This is a genomic window from Pseudoalteromonas luteoviolacea CPMOR-1 (genome assembly GCF_001625685.1).
Classification (GTDB): domain Bacteria; phylum Pseudomonadota; class Gammaproteobacteria; order Enterobacterales; family Alteromonadaceae; genus Pseudoalteromonas; species Pseudoalteromonas luteoviolacea_K.
Window position 1 is genome coordinate 20,789 of the sequence record NZ_AUYC01000073.1, and the last position, 15,941, is coordinate 36,729.

The following is a 15,941-nucleotide window of genomic DNA, read 5'->3' on the forward strand; positions in this document are numbered from 1 at the left end:
CTCCACATTAACTCCACAGAGACACCAAACGAGATTGATACAGTGTTGGTAAACCTGAGGAGTTAATTATGAATAATCAAAATAAAGAAAAAATCGGAATTAAATTTGTCACTCTGATTGGGGTGATACTTTTTCTGATGATCCCCATCATGTTCATTGCCGATTTAATTGATGAACGAAGTGCTATACAGCAACAAGTGCAACAAGAAATTGCCAAAAGCAGCAGTGACGAGCAACGTCTGATTGGTCCATTTTTATACATAGAATACGAGCGGGCAGTAACACGTAATCAGGAAACCAAAACCATTAAGAACAAAGCGTTTGTTCTGCCTGACACACTGAAAGTTCATGCAAAGCTAGATACGTTTGAGAAGTATCGTAGCATTTATAAAGCCACTTTATACCGCTCTATTAATACCATCTCCGGTGAATTTTCAGTGTCGCACCTCAATGATCTTGAAGCAGACAAGGTACTGTCAGTCAATTTGGTGTTTGGTATTCAAGATATTCGCGGTATAGGCCTTGATTCGGTGCTTAAGGTAGCGGACAAAGAAATAGACATGTTACCGGGCACCTTGTTGACCAGCATCAAAGAGGGAGTTCATGCGCCAATTGCTGTTTCGGCACTATCAAAAGAAACATTGTCTTTCTCTGCCGACTTGCATTTGCAAGGCATGATGCGTCTCGCTGTGTCGCCACTTGGTAGTGAAACCCACGTAAGCATGACAGCAAATTGGCCTCACCCTAGTTTTGAAGGAGAGTATTTACCACTGAGTTCAGACATCAGTGACGAAGCTTTTACAGCGCGTTGGCAAGCCAGTTATTTCTCTACCAATATGCAAAGTATATTTACTGGCTGCGTGATGCGTAATGAGTGCACAGAGCTTATGCACCGTACCATGGGCGTTGCGCTAGTTGATCCGGTTGATCATTATTTAAAAAGTCATCGTGCAATTAACTATGCACTGTTGGTCATTTTACTTGTGATGGCGAGCTTCTTCTTACTTGAGCTAGTGCGTTCAGAGCCTATCCACCCTGTGCAATATGGTTTTGTGGGGATCACGTTGGCAATTTTCTATTTGTTATTGATCTCACTGAGTGAACATTTAGGTTTTGGGGCTGCGTATTTGATCTCAACATTGAGTGCGACAGGTTTACTTGGCTGGTATGTGTCTGGGGTCTTAAACAGTACCAAACTTGGTGTGTATTTTAGCATCGGTCTGACGATGTTATATAGCTTACTTTACAGCATGTTAGGGGCTGAGGACTATGCACTGCTTATGGGCAGCTTAATGTGCTTTATTGTTTTGTCTTTGGTAATGCTCCTCACTCGTAAAGTGAACTGGTATGGCTCGGCTCAACACGCCGAGAGTAAGACGACTCGTGAAAACGAGCATGGGCAGGGTGCTAAGACTTAACTCTGTTCATAAAATATAAAAATCAATCATTAAGACGGATTTATCTAGAGGGGGAACCTGTGGCAAACTTGTCGGTTTTTTGCAGTAATAACGATGGAGATTGTACTTATGCTAGACCTTGCGCTTTTGCCACTTTTTGTGATGACCTGTTTAATACTGGCGGTATCACCAGGGCCTGATTTGGTCCTCATTTCTGCTTATTCGTCTGGGCATGGCGTATTGGCAGGTATCAGAATATCTATAGGTATTTTTGTGGCAGGCATTGTACAAACTCTCGCGGTTGCCCTAGGACTTGGGCAGTTAATGCAGCAGTTTCCTCCTGTGATCATGATTATAAAAATGCTGGGCGCGCTGTATTTAGCATGGCTTGGTGTGACTATGCTGCGCACATGGTGGACGAATAATAAACAGTCTGAAAACTCGGCGAAAGTCCAGAGTTTATCGTCTAGTAATCTGGTTTTAAAAGGGCTTTTAAATAATTTGATGAATCCAAAAGCCATCTTATTTTTTAGTGTGTTCCTAGTGCAATTTACCAATGATGCGCAGCCAATGAGTATGCAGCTCATCACTTTAGGTGTGTTGTTATGTACGATTGTATTGCTGGTTAACTTTGTTTTTTCATTTATTTTCAGTAAGGTAGCAAAGGTATTTGCGAGAAGAATTAAGATTAGCCAACATTTTGATGGCATTTTAGGTGCGCTGTTTTTGGCGCTGGCAGCAAGGTTAGCGCTGTCAAAGTAACATCACAACGGGATATGCAATGACAACAATTGAAACCTTGGACACTGAACGGCTCAGGCTAGTTGCGCCAAATGAAGCGTGCTTAGATGCCTATTTGCAGTTTTATACCGATGGTAGTGCATCAAAAATGTACGGCGGACCTATTGAGCCAGCAAAAGTGCTCGCTAGACTTAAAGCCGATCTGGGGTGTTGGGCTTTATATGGGTTTGGGGTGTGGGCTGTACAAGAGAAAGAAACTGGCCACTATATTGGCACGTGTGGATTTTGGCGCGGATACAATTGGCCAACGGAACTTACTTGGTGGTTACTCCCTGAGGGACGTGGCAAAGGCTATGCCCTTGAAGCGTCTAAAGCGGCGATTGAATATGCTTATGAAGTATTGAAATTTACACACGTTCAAACTTACATGAATGATGATAATGCAGCTGCTCGGGCACTGGTTGAGCGTTTAGGAGGCGTTAAAACGGATAGGCAATGCTTCCCTGATGGGTTGTATCGCGATATTTTTACGATTGAAAAAGAATAAAAAAATTCCACTTTTTAGAAGCGCCGGTGTTTTCAATAAAACCACCGGCAATTTCATCAGTGCTTTAAGTGGTGCGCTAATTTTTGGGAGAAATCTTCACGTCTTCATACGCTGCAATGATATCTGACACGTCATTGTCACCGCGATTAATACGTTGATAGTGCGCAATGGTTTTACTTAAGTACGCTTTTACACTGGCGTAGGATTGCTCGTCACGATATTGCCAGATTGCTTCACCGACCGAGGAAACAGAGTGTTTTTGTACAGTCAGGTTGTTAGTCACTTTCAGTATTTCGTAATAGCGCTTATTTTCGCTAATTAACAACTCATCAATCAGATTCAAATTGTGGTGATTAAGCGTTTGTCTCAAGGTGTAAAGATGATGCACAGGGCAGAGCAAAAATTCGATGTCAGAACTTGGATTATTGGCGAGTATACTTCTGATAAACCGACCACACAGATCGCCGCCAACACCGGCAATAATGACAAGGTGCTTTCCTGATTTTCCCTCAAGCGGGAGTTTTGCAACATCCATACAGTGGGTTTGCCATAGCGTCTGCTTGTCAGCGTAAAACTGTGCGAGTTTCGCGTCTAAGGCTTCCATTAAATGCGGGACAATATCAACAAAATGCACCGTCGCATCAAGGTTTTTATCTAGTAGATTTGCACCCAGTAGGCCATGATCACAACAGCAATCCCAAATATGGGTGTACTGGTTGTCTACAAGCTGACTAATTTCTGCAAGTCGTTTACCTAACTTCATTTATCGCTCACTGTTAATTTGATAGCGGGCTAAAAACATATCGACGGTTTCTTCTATGACCTTGTCTTGGGTGATGTGAGCATCAAGCTCAAAACCATACAAGCGAGGGTAAAAAATAAAGGACTTTAACTGAAAGACAAATTGCTTAGTAGCGAACGTAATATCATCTACTTCCAGTTGCTTTGCGGTGATTGCATGTTCAATAAAGGTTTCGAAATAGCGCATACAGCCCACTTTGGTGTTATTTAAGTGTGCAGCCATATCTGGGTTTTGCAACAGCTCTAAAAATGCCACCCGCGCGATGCGCAAAAAGGGAGCAGAGGTCAACATGTCTGCTTCTGATTTTGCGATGTCAATAAGCTGATCGCGCATAGGTTTGTCATTCGTATAAACAAGTTCTTGGTCTTGGGTTACTTGGCTGAGCATGTTTTCGATCACGGCGTAAAGTAGCGCTTCTTTGCTATCAAAGTGGTTATATACAGTGCGTTTAGATACTTCTGCGGTTTGGGCAACCAAATCCATGCTGGTTTGTTGCGCACCCTGTTCAGCAAATAAATGTTCTGCTGCATGAATGATTTGCAAGCGTTTTTTCTCTGATAGCTTCATCAATTAACTCCTCACTTTGATGGGGCTAGTGTAGCTGAAATCAAAAAAACTTGCACTGTGTAGTTTACTTTTATTGTGCTCTGTGAAAAACTGCACCGTGTAGTTTACTTTTTGTGGTGGCGTATGAAAGCTAAATATAAAGTGTCTTTTGTAGCAGCGGTATTATTTGGATTAACGGTTGGAGGATGTTCTATGGTGTCAAATTTAGACGCACAAGTGAATGAAGCAGGTTATCGCTCAACACAATTTAAAGAGGGGAAGTTTCACAACACCAACGAAACCCAACCGCCAAGCTTAAGTAAAACGCTGGGTATTTTTTGGCGCTTTATGACGGAATCAAAAGTATCGCCTGTGCCGAGCTTGCCATTACCTATGGTGCAACAGACGCCATCTATGTTGGCACAGTTGTCAGACACACAAGTACATATGATCAAATTAGGTCACTCATCTATTTTGCTTAAAGTGTATGGTAAATATTGGTTGTTAGATCCTGTGTTCTCTAAACGCGCATCGCCATTTAGTTTTGCAGGGCCTGAGCGCTTTCAAGAAACGCCCATTTCCCTTGAAGATTTGCCGCCAATTGAGCGTATTTTAATTTCTCACAATCACTATGATCATTTAGACAAAGACAGCGTGTTGGCTTTGATGGATAAAACGCAGGACATTTTTGTTCCACTTGGTGTGGAAGGGGATCTCGCTCAGTGGGGAGTGGATAAAACCAAGGTTAAAGTCTTTGACTGGTGGCAGGAGCACGTTGACAGTGAGAGCTTGGTCGCCTTTGTGCCAACACAGCACTTTTCTGGTAGGGGACTGGGAGATGGCAACAAAACGCTGTGGGGCTCATGGGTGATTAAAGCGGGTGAGCAAAGTCTTTATTTTAGTGGTGACTCTGGTTATTTCGATGGCTTTAAAGATATAGGCCGGCGCTACGGGCCATTTACCTACACTTTTATCGAAACCGGTGCTTATGACAAAGATTGGGCTGATATCCATATGACGCCCGAACAAAGCGTGCAAGCACATATTGATTTGAATGCAGAGGTTATGCTGCCCATTCACAATGGTACATTCGACTTGGCTTTTCATGCTTGGTATGAGCCGTTAGAGCGTGTGTCTAAAGCTGCACAACAGTATCAAGTGACAATCAACACCCCCATTGTCGGTGAGGTACTCACTGCTGGAGAGGCGCATAATAATGCCTTTTGGTGGAAATCTTTTATGTCTAACGGTTAACACCCAGCGATTGTTTGTATAATATAGCGGTCCAAATTATGATGAATTTGGACCTTCTTTATGCATACAGAAATAGAACAAGCCACGATTGCCATCGTTGATCGTCAACTCGAAGCTTATAACAATCAAGACATTGATGCCTTTGCTGCGACATATAGCGATGATGTAGAAATTTATCAATCACAAACTTTGGTGTTCAAAGGTAAAGACGCCTTGATTGAACGCTATGGCAAAAAATTTGATAGCTTAAGCTACTTACATGCAACTTCTTTAAAGCGCATTGTACATGATCGCTTTTTAATTGATCATGAGCTGGCTGAGTCTTCAACATTATCAAACAAGCAGGTAGACAAAAGTATTAAGGTGATCGCCGCTTATGAAGTTCAGAATGGCCTTATTTGCAAAGTAACATTTATGGGTTAGTGGTTTAAATAGTCTGTGACGTTTACAGAGTTTTTGATATTGATTATTATTATCAATATCAAAAAATTAAGTTATATTGGATTATGGACTATCATCAGGTAATTGCTAAAGATGCATTTGAACAAGCATATCAAACTGCCAGTGCTGAATTTGCAGTAAAAGCAATGATGCTCAAGCATAGTCCTGCCAGTATTGATAACCTCACCGATTACATTGACGCAGGGCGCAAATTTATAGAAGTGTGCTTGAGCGGTCACGACCCGCTACTCACAACACAATTGCGCATGTGGTTTAGACGCAATCTGGTTTTAAATTCAAGCAGGGGCTCCGCAAATTTAAAGTTTAAACATATCTGTCGCGCAGAACTTGAGAAATTAGATAAGCATTTAAAAATCGTTTTTTCACATTATGGCAGTAATATTACCCCCTTGTTGCCACAAGTGAGGTAATACAAAGTGCAACTGGTTATTTGCGCTTATTGACAGCTTCTAGCAAGTCAGAAGAGAGCTTTATTAGATAATCCTTACCGTATTGTTTGTTTTCAAGTTCGTCGTATAAAAACACAGGTAAGTCATTCACATAGTCATCACTTAAGCTTGCAATACCCAATGCACATGCTGCGACAGTATCCACATCGCCACCAAACGCCACTGATTTGATTAAAAGCTCAGAGTGGCTTTTTGCATTCAATAAAACCGTTAGTAATGCATTGACAGTCTCATACCCACAGCATGCGACTTCATTTTGCCACTGACAGTCCCATTTTATTTCAGTATGAGACTGAACAAATTCAGCAAGCTGCTGTTTAGGCCCTATTTGGTAATAGAAATAGTGACTAGCCAGCGCAACCGCTTGTGACGAGTTAATACCAATGGCGGTATCATGGGTGAGTTTGGCTTGTATTTTTGCGTTGTTAAGCACATCTTCAATGTTTGGAAATAAGCCTATGGGCACTGAGCGCATTGCTGCACCATTTGCTTTGCTGTTGGGCTTAATTTGGGCTAAAAACTCTTCAGCTGAATTAATTGAGTCTAAAAATGCATAAAAGCCCTTGGAGTAGCCAAGGCGCTTGTCGCGTTTGAAGCACTCAACAAATTTTTGCGTAATGGTGTATTCATCCCAGGGCGCAGAGCTTATCATCAGCTCTGCGAGCGCCATCGACATTTGCGTGTCATCTGTGTAGTGACCTGGTGCGATGCCTAGTCCATGCTCATGATAAGCTGTTAAATTATTAAAATTTTCAACCTTCTCTTTGCTAGCAAATTCAAAACCAGCGCCGTAAGCATCGCCAATAGCGATTTCAAGTAGCATGTGGTACTCCTAATTTTTATTTATCTTTTAACCTTTAACTTTCAACTTTGGCCATGATGAATCGATTATTTTCTTCACGAAATAAGTAGAAAGTGAATGTATTATTTTGCCTAATTGACCCTGAGCTATAAATCATAAACGTCAGTGGAGAATGTGTTAAATAGCGGTATTCAAATGGCGAACCCCATTTATCCAATGGCACGGTATTGAGCAGTTCGGGGTGAAGTTCAGTCAGTGTCTTTAAAGCGTTCAAATCAGCCAAGTTGTTGCTTGGTTTGGTGTGATAAATAGCGAGCGCCTCTGCGATTTTTAACACACGAGAGACGTCTTTGTCGGTTTGATTGCCAAATAAGCTTGTAATCATTAACAACAGCAAAAAGAGTATAACTAAGGTGCTGTAAATCGTGTTTCTTTTTATTGTCATTTTTATAGGCAACAGTTTAAGTGATAAGCGCGGTAAACATGCTGTTAAGTAAAATGTAGTAATATCATCTAGATGAATAAAAATAAAGCAAATGACGATATAATTAAGTCGTGCCCTATGACCTCGATGCCTAGACAATTCCTTAAGCCTACTAACTTTGCTAAAATGCGAGGCTTAAAGGTTTATTTTTGAGGAATTCATGAAACACTGGGCTGTACGTTTATCCATTTTAATACTCATTATTTTAGCTGCAAGACAACCTGATCTTGAGCTACAAAATTCAGGAAAGGTTATTTCTTACAAAGGATTAGTACAACCTACTGACTACAGAGGTGTGACTAACGAAACTTGTACAGCAAACAGGTTGACGTCTATTGAACATCCATTTATCGAAAATACGCTCCCCGCAATTGACAAGGCATTTGAATTAGGAGCAGATACAGTGCACCTGAACGTGCATGCGACAGCAGATAAACAGCTGGCTATTTTTCATGATTGGACCCTAGATTGCCGAACGAATGGCGAAGGGGTGACCTCAAAGCAAACCATGGAATATTTAAAATCCTTAGACGCAGGTTATGGCTACAGTGTCGGTGATGAGGAAGTGTATCCACTCAGAGGTAAAGGGGTTGGCCTTATTCCATCTCTCACTGAAGTGCTTACGAAATTCCCAGAAAAATCGTTTTTACTTAATGTGAAAACAGCAGGTCCAGAGTCAATCGAAGTGCTGACAAGTCATTTAAATAAGCTAACCGCTGAACAGCGCAGCCGTATTAGTTTTATGGGGATCCAAAGTGTATCAGAGGAGATTGTTGAGCAATTTCCAGAGCAAATGACGTACTCTAAAGAAGTGGGTAAACGCTGCCTTGTAAAGTACATTTTTATTGGTTGGTCACGTTACTACCCAGGTTCTTGTAGTAATACAACCCTCGTTATTCCAGAGCAGTTTGGTAAGATTTTATGGGGATGGCCTGAGCAATTTGCAGCCCGAGCTCAGCAAAATGGCAGTGAAGTGTACCTTTATCAAACCAAGCAGCCTTATTCATCAAGCAGTGATTTAAGAGAGCAGGGAATTGGCCTGTTTACTGCAGATATGTATGGCTTAACTGAAGGCGAGAAAAGCAACTAACTCAGTGTGTTTGAATAAAGAAAAGGCTGCGTGTGCAGCCTTTTTTCATTTTTAATAGACGTCTCGCACATAACGTTTTTGTTTTTTAAGGCTTGCGACATAGGCCTGAGCCTGCGCTTCATCAAAGCCGCCGTACTGGGCAATGACATCATGCAAGGCCTTATCGACATCTTTGGCCATTCTAAACGCATCACCACACACATAAAAATAGGCACCGCGTTCTAACCAGCTAAAGAGCTCAGCGCCTTGTTCTTGCATTTTGTCTTGTACATAGACTTTTTGCGCTTGGTCACGAGAGAAGGCCAAATCTAAACGGGTAAGCAAGCCGCTTTGTTGCATTTGCTCAAGCTCTTCTTGATATAAAAAGTCACATGCTTTTTGCCTATCGCCAAAAAATAACCAGTTGTCACCAGTGGCCCCAGTGGCCGCACGTTCCTCCAAAAAGCCCCTAAATGGCGCAATACCGGTTCCAGGACCGACCATGATGATCGGCGCTGATTGGTCTTCGGGTACCGAAAAGTGCTTGTTTGGTGCAAAGTAGCATTTCACTTTATCACCGGGTTTACAGACGTCTGCCAAAAAGGTGGAACAGACTCCATTATGGGCGCGGTTTTCTTGCTCATAACGGACGCTGGCAATGGTTAAATGCACTTGATTTTCATGTTTTTTGATACTCGATGAGATTGAATAAGCTCTTGGCGCAAGTGGTTTAGATAAACGGATAAAGTCGCTTGCGGTGAATGCATTGGGCGCATATTTTCTCAATAGATCAACACAATCTAGCCCCCAGATAAAATCATTTAAGGTTTGAGCATCTTCTTCTAATTTAGCGATAAATACCGGGTCGCCGCTGCGAGCAGCCACTTCAGCGACAAACTCTTTGCTGGGTATTCTGATCTCTAAATGCTCACTAAAAATAGTTTGTAGCTCAAGCGTATGGCCATCGTACTGCTCTTGCTGCTCAGGGCGGGCCCCAAGCAATGCGATTAATTCTTCAACCAAATCTGCACGATTAACAGGGATCAAATTAATGGCATCCCCTGCGTCATACACTTCCTTTGAATCAAGCAACGAAAACTCGTAGTGACATGTTTCCTTACCAGAGCCCGGCTTATTCAGTGTATAGGCGTTGATCAGCTCGGCTTCAAATGGGTTTTCGCGGGTGAATTTGGGTTTGGCTTTTTTAGTAGCCACAGGCGCACTAGTGGGAATGACTTCACTTTGCCCGTTACTGCCTTTTTGTGCAATGGTGGGTAAGGTTTCAGCAATCCACTCTTGCGCAGGCGACTCAAAGGCCACATCACAATCGACCCTATCGGCAATGCGCGTTGCGCCAAGTGCTTCAAGGCGCTCATCCCATTGAATACCAGCAAGACAAAAATCATCGTAATTGGTGTCACCAAGAGCAAGCACCGAAAAATAGGTGTTGTCGAAGCGAGGCGCTGTGTCACTCGTGATATCATCCCACAGTGCTTGTGCGTTATCAGGCATCTCGCCTTCACCATATGTACTGGTGATCACCAGAAGTCGTTCAGCTTGGCTGAGCTGAGTCAATTCAGCATCATCCATATCAAGTACCACAGGTGAAAGGCCGTGGTTTTTAGCAATTTCAGCGGCTTCCTCGGCAACACCCTCAGCATTCCCTGTCTGAGAACCATAAATGATGGTGATGGGCTTAACCTGTTGCTGCGGTGCGCTGGTGGTTGATACATGTTCTTCTTTGACCAATAAGCGAGTATGCAGACCTGCTAAGAAGCCGCCTAGCCACTGTCTTTGATCGTCGTTAAAAGGAATATCCTGTGGTAAAAACGGCACTTTTTTGTTGCTTTTAATTTGTTCCATAATCTTCTCCTACTTACGCAGCGTGTCTGGCGGCTTCTGAAAGCACATGACAATAATGTGTGGCGAGTAACTCATTTAAGCTACGGTATTCGAGTAAAGCTTGTTGTACAGCTTTGTCTCTGTGAATAATCCACACACTGGTTCCAATCGCTGGTGAGTCACATACCTCTCTAAGTGAGAGGGCATCTTTATAATCTTGCACACGTTTTTGCGCCAATAAGCAGCTAAGAGCTTGGTCGTCATAACTGGCAAGCGCTTCTTTGGCGTCTTTAGCTAATGCATCGATGAGCTTATGATCTAACGTATCAAACAAATAGTGTGCGTTTACCTCTGTATAGCCTTGTGCATGTTGCTTTTGCACAAGCTGATCTGCTCTATGGAGAATGCCTGCACTACTGATATATCGATAAACAAGATCAGTATCACAGTCACCATAGTCGGGGAGTTCACCATTAAATAAGCTGATATGGGTGTTGTGATAGTCTTGATAAGCATACTTTATCGTTTTAACCGATTTATCAGCCCAGCCCTGTGATAGCTCTTCCAGCATGGCGCGTCGATTGAGCGTTTGCACAATGCGATCCGCACAGTGGTACTGGAACAAGGCATTCGGGATCAGCACATAAAAGTGTTGTTTGGTAGTTTGCCAGTCATCTAAAAGCGCCTGTACTTTTAGGGAGCGTGTTGCCGTGACATGATCAGTTAGGTGTTGCAATAGCGCTTGTTCTTGCCCTTTGCAAAGCGCATCTTCATCACCTAGGCGCACAGCAGTGACTGAATCTTGAGAGCAGAGTTCGCTTATTTGTCCTGACGGATCGTATTGATAAGCGGTGCCACCGCTCATGCCGTTACCAAAGCCTTTGCCATATGTGCCAGTATTCACAATGGCCCCATTGGTCATATATTCGCAGCAAAAATCGCCAACGCCTTCAATCACAGCTACAGCACCTGAGTTCCTGACGCCAAATCGATCACCCGCTTGACCGTTAACGTAAAGCTGTCCACCGGTCGCACCAAATAAAGCAAAGTTTCCTATGAGGACATTTTCTTCTATTGAACTGTTACCACTGGTGACGATGATTTGTCCGCCACTGGCTCCTTTTCCGACACCATCATTACAAGTCCCTATATGTTGCAGTAACATACCTGAGTTATTAAAAGCGCCATAGCTTTGGCCTGCGGAACCGGTTGTATGCAGTTTAATGCTATTGGGTTTGAGCGTTTTACGACCGTTTTCAAGACGCATTATGGCGGGGTGGTTTTCAATGTCAGTATCAGATAAGCGGTAATTCAAAATACGCTCAATATCGATGGCCAATTGACCACCCACGGTTTTGTTACAGTTGTTAAGCTTGACAGGTTCGCTTTCAAACTGTGTGGTATTGGCTGCAAGAAAGTTACCTTCTAATTGCTGCAACCAAGTACTGTCGATATCAAAGTTAGCTTCTAAGTAAATTGGTGTAGTAATCTTTATTTCTTGGGCTGGCTTCAACATTGCAGTCATATCTAGCTTACCGACCATGGCAGGGTGAGATATTAAATGCAATAGATCTGAGCGCCCTCGAACTTCAGCTAGAGAGCGATAACCAATGCTGGCTAAGATCTCGCGGACTTCGTGGGCCACATTCATAAAATACTGTGCAAGTGCTCTTGGGTCGCCTCGATACACTTCAGGGTTTGTGGTCAACCCCGCAGGACATTTTAAATTACAGTTTTTGGCCATCACACACTTGAGCATCATCAGAGCGGTGGTACCAAATTCAAAGGAATCCCCACCGAGCATCGCTGATTTAACTACGTCACTACCAGTTTGGTGTGCATTGGAGCAGCGAAGCGTGATTTTTTCTCGCAGGCCATTTTCGCTCAGCGCTTGATGCACTTCAGCAATGCCAATGTCGGCAGCACGCCCCGTGTGCTTTAAACTGGTTACTTGCGCAGCGCCTGTACCGCCTGTATTACCTGCGACATTGATAACGTCTGCACCAGCCTTGGCGACCCCCACAGCAATAGTGCCAATGCCTTCAGAAGACACTAACTTGACAATAACACGCACGCGCGCAGCTTTTGCATCATGAATTAACTGGCCTAAGTCTTCGATTGAATAGGTATCATGATGCGGCGGAGGAGAGACGAGTTCGACCCCTGGCGTGCCCCCTCTCGCTGCGGCGATAACTACGTTCACTTTTGGCGCGGGTAATTGTCCGCCTTCGCCTGGTTTTGCACCTTGGCCAATTTTGATTTCTATTTCCTGTAGTGCAGGATCGGCAAGGTAGCCTGTCCACACACCAAAGCGCCCTGAGGCAAACTGCTTAATTTTACTGGCTTTGACTGTATTGTAGCGGCGTGAGTTTTCACCGCCTTCACCTGAGTTACTCATCGCACCTGCGATATTAGTGCCTTGTGCAACAGCCTCGTGGGCTTTTTCGACCAAAGCGCCATGACTCATAGCGCCCGAGGCGAATGTCGCAGTGATTTCATGAGCGGGCTGCACGTCAGTGAGGGAAATCTGAGCTTCGCCGCTCACTAATTTGCTACACAACTTATCAAGCGTAGAGTTAGTTCTTGTTTCAATGAGTATTTTGTCATTGGCTGGTAGAACTTCATACACTTCTGTTTTGAATAGCTGATTAAGCGCCTCAGCCAGATAGCGATTGGTATCGGCATTATTGGCGCTGTGGCTCAATAGCCATTTGTGCTGTGCGATAGGTTCAACATTTAGACCCCTCACATACACTTTAAAAGAGCCTGAAATTTCAATTAATTTGAGCGCATTAACGAAGGCTTGCTTGCTGTTGAGTTGAGTAAAGTCTAAGGGCAGGGCGAGTACGTCTCGCAGTGCCGCTGGCCGATGATGACGTTCAATCAGTAAGTTGTGGCTAAACTCTCTGTAAGCTTGTGTTATCTTAAATTGAGCGATTTGCTCAGGTGTCCTGGCTTCGAAGCCTAAGTCTTTATAACCATCGTCCTCAGGCAAGATCACGCCTGTGTCTGTGGACTCCAGCTGTGATTCATCAATATATTGAATTTTCTCTTCTGTCATATTGATGTATTCACGTACAGCGGTTGTACCAAAGCTGTGGCCTGCTCCTTGTGCACGCTCTTTGAATAAACCGAGCACGGGTATTTGGTCTTCAGCTTGTACGTCAAAAACTTTTTTATGCCAACTAACGGCACTTTCAACTAAGTCTTTAAAGCGTGCTCCGCCAACCGGTGAGTGAATATTCGGGAAAATGGCTTTGAGTAATGGGTCGTGTGTGTCGATGAAGTTGGCTTCAAAAAATTCACCGCCAATGTAGCTCTCGACTGTGCACAAACCGAACTTACCCATGGTTTTCATCAAGGCTTTTTCTGCGGCTTTTTGATACCGAGCGAGTGCATCGAGTACTGCTTGTTCATTTTCGAATAACTCAACGGCACGATTGTAGACAGTAATAGGACACACCGCGGATGCTCCAAATCCAAGTAGGCAAGCAAGATCATGGGTACTGGCAGCTTGACCTGTGTGACATACTAAACTGGTATTAAATCGCAGCCCCTCAGCGATTAATTTTTGGTTAATGGTTGCAACGGCGAGCAGTGCTGGAATGGCTGCCTGCTGATGCGTAACCGCTTGGTCACTTAAGATGATAATATCGCAGCCGTCCTGAGCTAGTTGCTCGGCGCGACAAGCTAAGGTCTTGAGTGCATCAAGTAATTGCTGTTGATGGTCTGTATGCAGAGGGTCAACATTAAACAGCATGGGTAAAGTGCTCACCTTGAGTGCGGTTTGGGCACTGATCTTCGCCAAATCTTGAGGTTGTAATAGTGGTGAATTGAGCACAATTTGGCGGTGACTTGTCGGGCTAATATTGGGTTTTGCTCCCAAAGCAACACGTAAAGTCATGCCATCGACTTCGCGAATGCTGTCCAGTGGCGGGTTCGTCACTTGTGCAAAACGCTGACTGAAGTAACGCGATACACCTCCTTCTTCACGAGTCAGCACGTTAGGCGCGAGGCCATAACCCATTGCTGATATTTTTTCAGAGCCATCTTGCAACATGGGGTCAAGCATAAACTTAAAGCTTTCTTGGTTCATGCTATACGCAACATGTTGTGCAGCAATGTTGAGCTGAGTATTGTGAGTGACATCGCTTTGATTAACGGTGGGGAGCTCTGCCAGTGTGAGCCTTGCTTTGTTTAACATCGCGGCGTAATCGTGCTCAGCGGCAAGCTCTTCCATGATTTGTGCAGTGAGCTTTATCTCTTTGTTTTGATGGTCAAAGACAATCATACCGCCAGCTTCAATACGGCCTCTGCGAATAATCTCCTCTTCGGCAAAGTCGATTTGTCCAGCTTCGCTCATTACTGCGAGATAGTCATGGGTTTCAACGCTGCGAAGTGGTCTTAATCCCAATCTATCTAATCGTGCGCCGACTTTTACGCCATCGCCAAAAATAAAGGCTGCGGGACCGTCGTTTTTTTCCTCATATAATGAGAAGTACTCAAGCATAGCACGCACAGGCTTAGACAAGCTTTCATCATTTTCCCAAGCTGGAGGCATCATAGCCAGCGCAGCCACATCAATCGGCATATCGTCTTCGATAACGCGTCTTGCAAGGGTTTGATCAAGCCGAGCCGAGTCTGATTGGCCAGCAGGAAATATTAAGCGCTTGTTTTTATATTTTGCAATGGCATTCTCACTGAGTCTGTTTTTTCTATCAGTATTTAACTCACCATTGTGTGCCATTCTTCTAAATGGCTGCGCGAACATAGGGTTTGGCGCAGTATTGGTCGAAAATCGAGTATGAAAGAATAGAGTGTGGATCTGCTGATCAGGATCGCTGAGATCTGCAAAATAGGGGATTACTTCCCAGCTATTTAATCGACCCTTTAAAACTTGTGTTTGCGAGCTCATTGACAGTGGATACAATCCGCGAAGTTGCTCAGTGGTAAACGCATGCAATTCAATGTCTTCAAGTGCTTGATGTATCAAAGACTCAAAGACGGATTGGCTGCTGATATGAACGGGTTTAGCAAAAATAAATTGCTTAATATTCAGCTGTGCCTGTCGACTAGCAGGGTTGAGTACAGAGCTATCAGTTGCGACATCTCGTGTCATGATGACTTCTAACTTGTGTGTAGCTAGAACTCGGTTTATCAATGACAGTGCACCTTCACGATTGGCACTGTCGTTGGGTAAGAAAAAGTTAGCGACACCAAACTCACCTAATTCTAGGTTAGATTGCTGAGTCACTTTTCTAAAAAATGTGAGAGATAAATCAATATTTACACCAGCGCCATCGCCAATTCCTTCGGCATTCATACCACCTCTGTGTGGGATCATACATAGTGCCTGATGTGCGTGTTGGATAAGTTGATGTGTTTTTAAGCTCTGCTTGTGAGTAATAAAGCCGACACCACAACTAGACTTATCGAGGTCTTTATCAAATAAATATCGTTTCATAGTGTACCCAATTCAGTAAAACGGGTGTGCTCATCTTGGTTATTGGCATTGAAAACGAGCTACACATTTTTTAAGCAGGCTT

The 15,941-nt window shown here is 43.6% G+C and carries 13 protein-coding genes; 7 read left to right on the forward strand and 6 right to left on the reverse strand.

The window, feature by feature from the left end:
* The first annotated feature begins 68 nt into the window (after window positions 1-68).
* The 3 genes from creD (at window position 69) to N473_RS22420 (ending at window position 2,685) form a co-directional block, all read left to right on the forward strand.
* Window positions 69-1,418, forward strand: a complete 1,350-nt coding sequence (gene creD, locus N473_RS22410; RefSeq protein WP_063369875.1) for a cell envelope integrity protein CreD — start codon at window positions 69-71, stop codon at window positions 1,416-1,418.
* A gap of 93 nt (window positions 1,419-1,511) precedes the next feature.
* Window positions 1,512-2,159: a LysE family translocator gene (locus N473_RS22415; RefSeq protein WP_196766461.1), complete on the forward strand. Its 648-nt coding sequence runs from the start codon at window positions 1,512-1,514 to the stop codon at window positions 2,157-2,159.
* Between the two features lie 19 nt (window positions 2,160-2,178).
* On the forward strand, window positions 2,179-2,685 hold the full coding sequence (locus tag N473_RS22420; protein WP_063369877.1) for a GNAT family N-acetyltransferase: 507 nt from the start codon (window positions 2,179-2,181) through the stop codon (window positions 2,683-2,685).
* Window positions 2,686-2,761: 76 nt separating this feature from the next.
* On the opposite strand, the gene N473_RS22425 is transcribed toward N473_RS22420, so the two are convergent.
* Together N473_RS22425 and N473_RS22430 are read right to left on the reverse strand one after the other, a co-directional pair.
* Complete coding sequence (locus N473_RS22425; RefSeq protein WP_063369878.1) at window positions 2,762-3,448, reverse strand: tRNA (adenine(22)-N(1))-methyltransferase; 687 nt, start codon at window positions 3,446-3,448, stop codon at window positions 2,762-2,764.
* Entirely contained in the window at window positions 3,449-4,054 is a 606-nt protein-coding gene (locus N473_RS22430; protein WP_063369879.1) for a TetR/AcrR family transcriptional regulator, read from the reverse strand.
* Between the two features lie 192 nt (window positions 4,055-4,246).
* On the opposite strand from N473_RS22430, the gene N473_RS22435 reads away from it, so the two are divergent.
* From N473_RS22435 to N473_RS22445, 3 genes are all read left to right on the forward strand, one after another.
* A complete protein-coding gene (locus N473_RS22435; protein ID WP_063369880.1) occupies window positions 4,247-5,287 on the forward strand; it encodes an MBL fold metallo-hydrolase in 1,041 nt (346 codons plus the stop codon).
* Between the two features lie 60 nt (window positions 5,288-5,347).
* On the forward strand, window positions 5,348-5,710 hold the full coding sequence (locus tag N473_RS22440) for a nuclear transport factor 2 family protein (RefSeq protein ID WP_063369881.1): 363 nt from the start codon (window positions 5,348-5,350) through the stop codon (window positions 5,708-5,710).
* Between the two features lie 83 nt (window positions 5,711-5,793).
* A complete protein-coding gene (locus N473_RS22445) occupies window positions 5,794-6,159 on the forward strand; it encodes a hypothetical protein (protein WP_039609240.1) in 366 nt (121 codons plus the stop codon).
* 16 nt (window positions 6,160-6,175) lie between these two features.
* Here N473_RS22445 and N473_RS22450 read toward each other — a convergent pair whose 3' ends face one another.
* On the reverse strand, window positions 6,176-7,021 hold the full coding sequence (locus N473_RS22450; RefSeq protein ID WP_063369882.1) for an ADP-ribosylglycohydrolase family protein: 846 nt from the start codon (window positions 7,019-7,021) through the stop codon (window positions 6,176-6,178).
* Window positions 7,022-7,055: 34 nt separating this feature from the next.
* Complete coding sequence (locus tag N473_RS22455; RefSeq protein ID WP_063369883.1) at window positions 7,056-7,385, reverse strand: hypothetical protein; 330 nt, start codon at window positions 7,383-7,385, stop codon at window positions 7,056-7,058.
* A gap of 259 nt (window positions 7,386-7,644) precedes the next feature.
* On the opposite strand from N473_RS22455, the gene N473_RS22460 reads away from it, so the two are divergent.
* The gene (locus N473_RS22460) at window positions 7,645-8,574 is read left to right on the forward strand and encodes a glycerophosphodiester phosphodiesterase family protein (protein WP_063369884.1); all 930 of its coding nucleotides are present in this window, start codon (window positions 7,645-7,647) and stop codon (window positions 8,572-8,574) included.
* Window positions 8,575-8,625: 51 nt separating this feature from the next.
* On the opposite strand, the gene N473_RS22465 is transcribed toward N473_RS22460, so the two are convergent.
* Together N473_RS22465 and N473_RS22470 are read right to left on the reverse strand one after the other, a co-directional pair.
* Window positions 8,626-10,416: a sulfite reductase subunit alpha gene (locus N473_RS22465; RefSeq protein ID WP_063369885.1), complete on the reverse strand. Its 1,791-nt coding sequence runs from the start codon at window positions 10,414-10,416 to the stop codon at window positions 8,626-8,628.
* A gap of 13 nt (window positions 10,417-10,429) precedes the next feature.
* Window positions 10,430-15,859, reverse strand: coding sequence for a glutamate synthase-related protein (locus tag N473_RS22470; protein ID WP_063369886.1), 5,430 nt, complete (start codon window positions 15,857-15,859; stop codon window positions 10,430-10,432).
* Window positions 15,860-15,941: the final 82 nt, after the last annotated feature.

What these genes read in the sequence shown, in the direction of transcription:
- creD (WP_063369875.1), top strand. Translation starts at nt 69, where the DNA reads ATGAATAATCAAAATAAAGAAAAAATCGGAATTAAATTTGTCACTCTG.
- N473_RS22415 (WP_196766461.1), top strand. Translation starts at nt 1,512, where the DNA reads ATGGAGATTGTACTTATGCTAGACCTTGCGCTTTTGCCACTTTTTGTG.
- N473_RS22420 (WP_063369877.1), top strand. Translation starts at nt 2,179, where the DNA reads ATGACAACAATTGAAACCTTGGACACTGAACGGCTCAGGCTAGTTGCG.
- N473_RS22425 (WP_063369878.1), bottom strand. Translation starts at nt 3,448, where the DNA reads ATGAAGTTAGGTAAACGACTTGCAGAAATTAGTCAGCTTGTAGACAAC.
- N473_RS22430 (WP_063369879.1), bottom strand. Translation starts at nt 4,054, where the DNA reads ATGAAGCTATCAGAGAAAAAACGCTTGCAAATCATTCATGCAGCAGAA.
- N473_RS22435 (WP_063369880.1), top strand. Translation starts at nt 4,247, where the DNA reads ATGGTGTCAAATTTAGACGCACAAGTGAATGAAGCAGGTTATCGCTCA.
- N473_RS22440 (WP_063369881.1), top strand. Translation starts at nt 5,348, where the DNA reads ATGCATACAGAAATAGAACAAGCCACGATTGCCATCGTTGATCGTCAA.
- N473_RS22445 (WP_039609240.1), top strand. Translation starts at nt 5,794, where the DNA reads ATGGACTATCATCAGGTAATTGCTAAAGATGCATTTGAACAAGCATAT.
- N473_RS22450 (WP_063369882.1), bottom strand. Translation starts at nt 7,021, where the DNA reads ATGCTACTTGAAATCGCTATTGGCGATGCTTACGGCGCTGGTTTTGAA.
- N473_RS22455 (WP_063369883.1), bottom strand. Translation starts at nt 7,385, where the DNA reads ATGATTACAAGCTTATTTGGCAATCAAACCGACAAAGACGTCTCTCGT.
- N473_RS22460 (WP_063369884.1), top strand. Translation starts at nt 7,645, where the DNA reads ATGAAACACTGGGCTGTACGTTTATCCATTTTAATACTCATTATTTTA.
- N473_RS22465 (WP_063369885.1), bottom strand. Translation starts at nt 10,416, where the DNA reads ATGGAACAAATTAAAAGCAACAAAAAAGTGCCGTTTTTACCACAGGAT.
- N473_RS22470 (WP_063369886.1), bottom strand. Translation starts at nt 15,859, where the DNA reads ATGAAACGATATTTATTTGATAAAGACCTCGATAAGTCTAGTTGTGGT.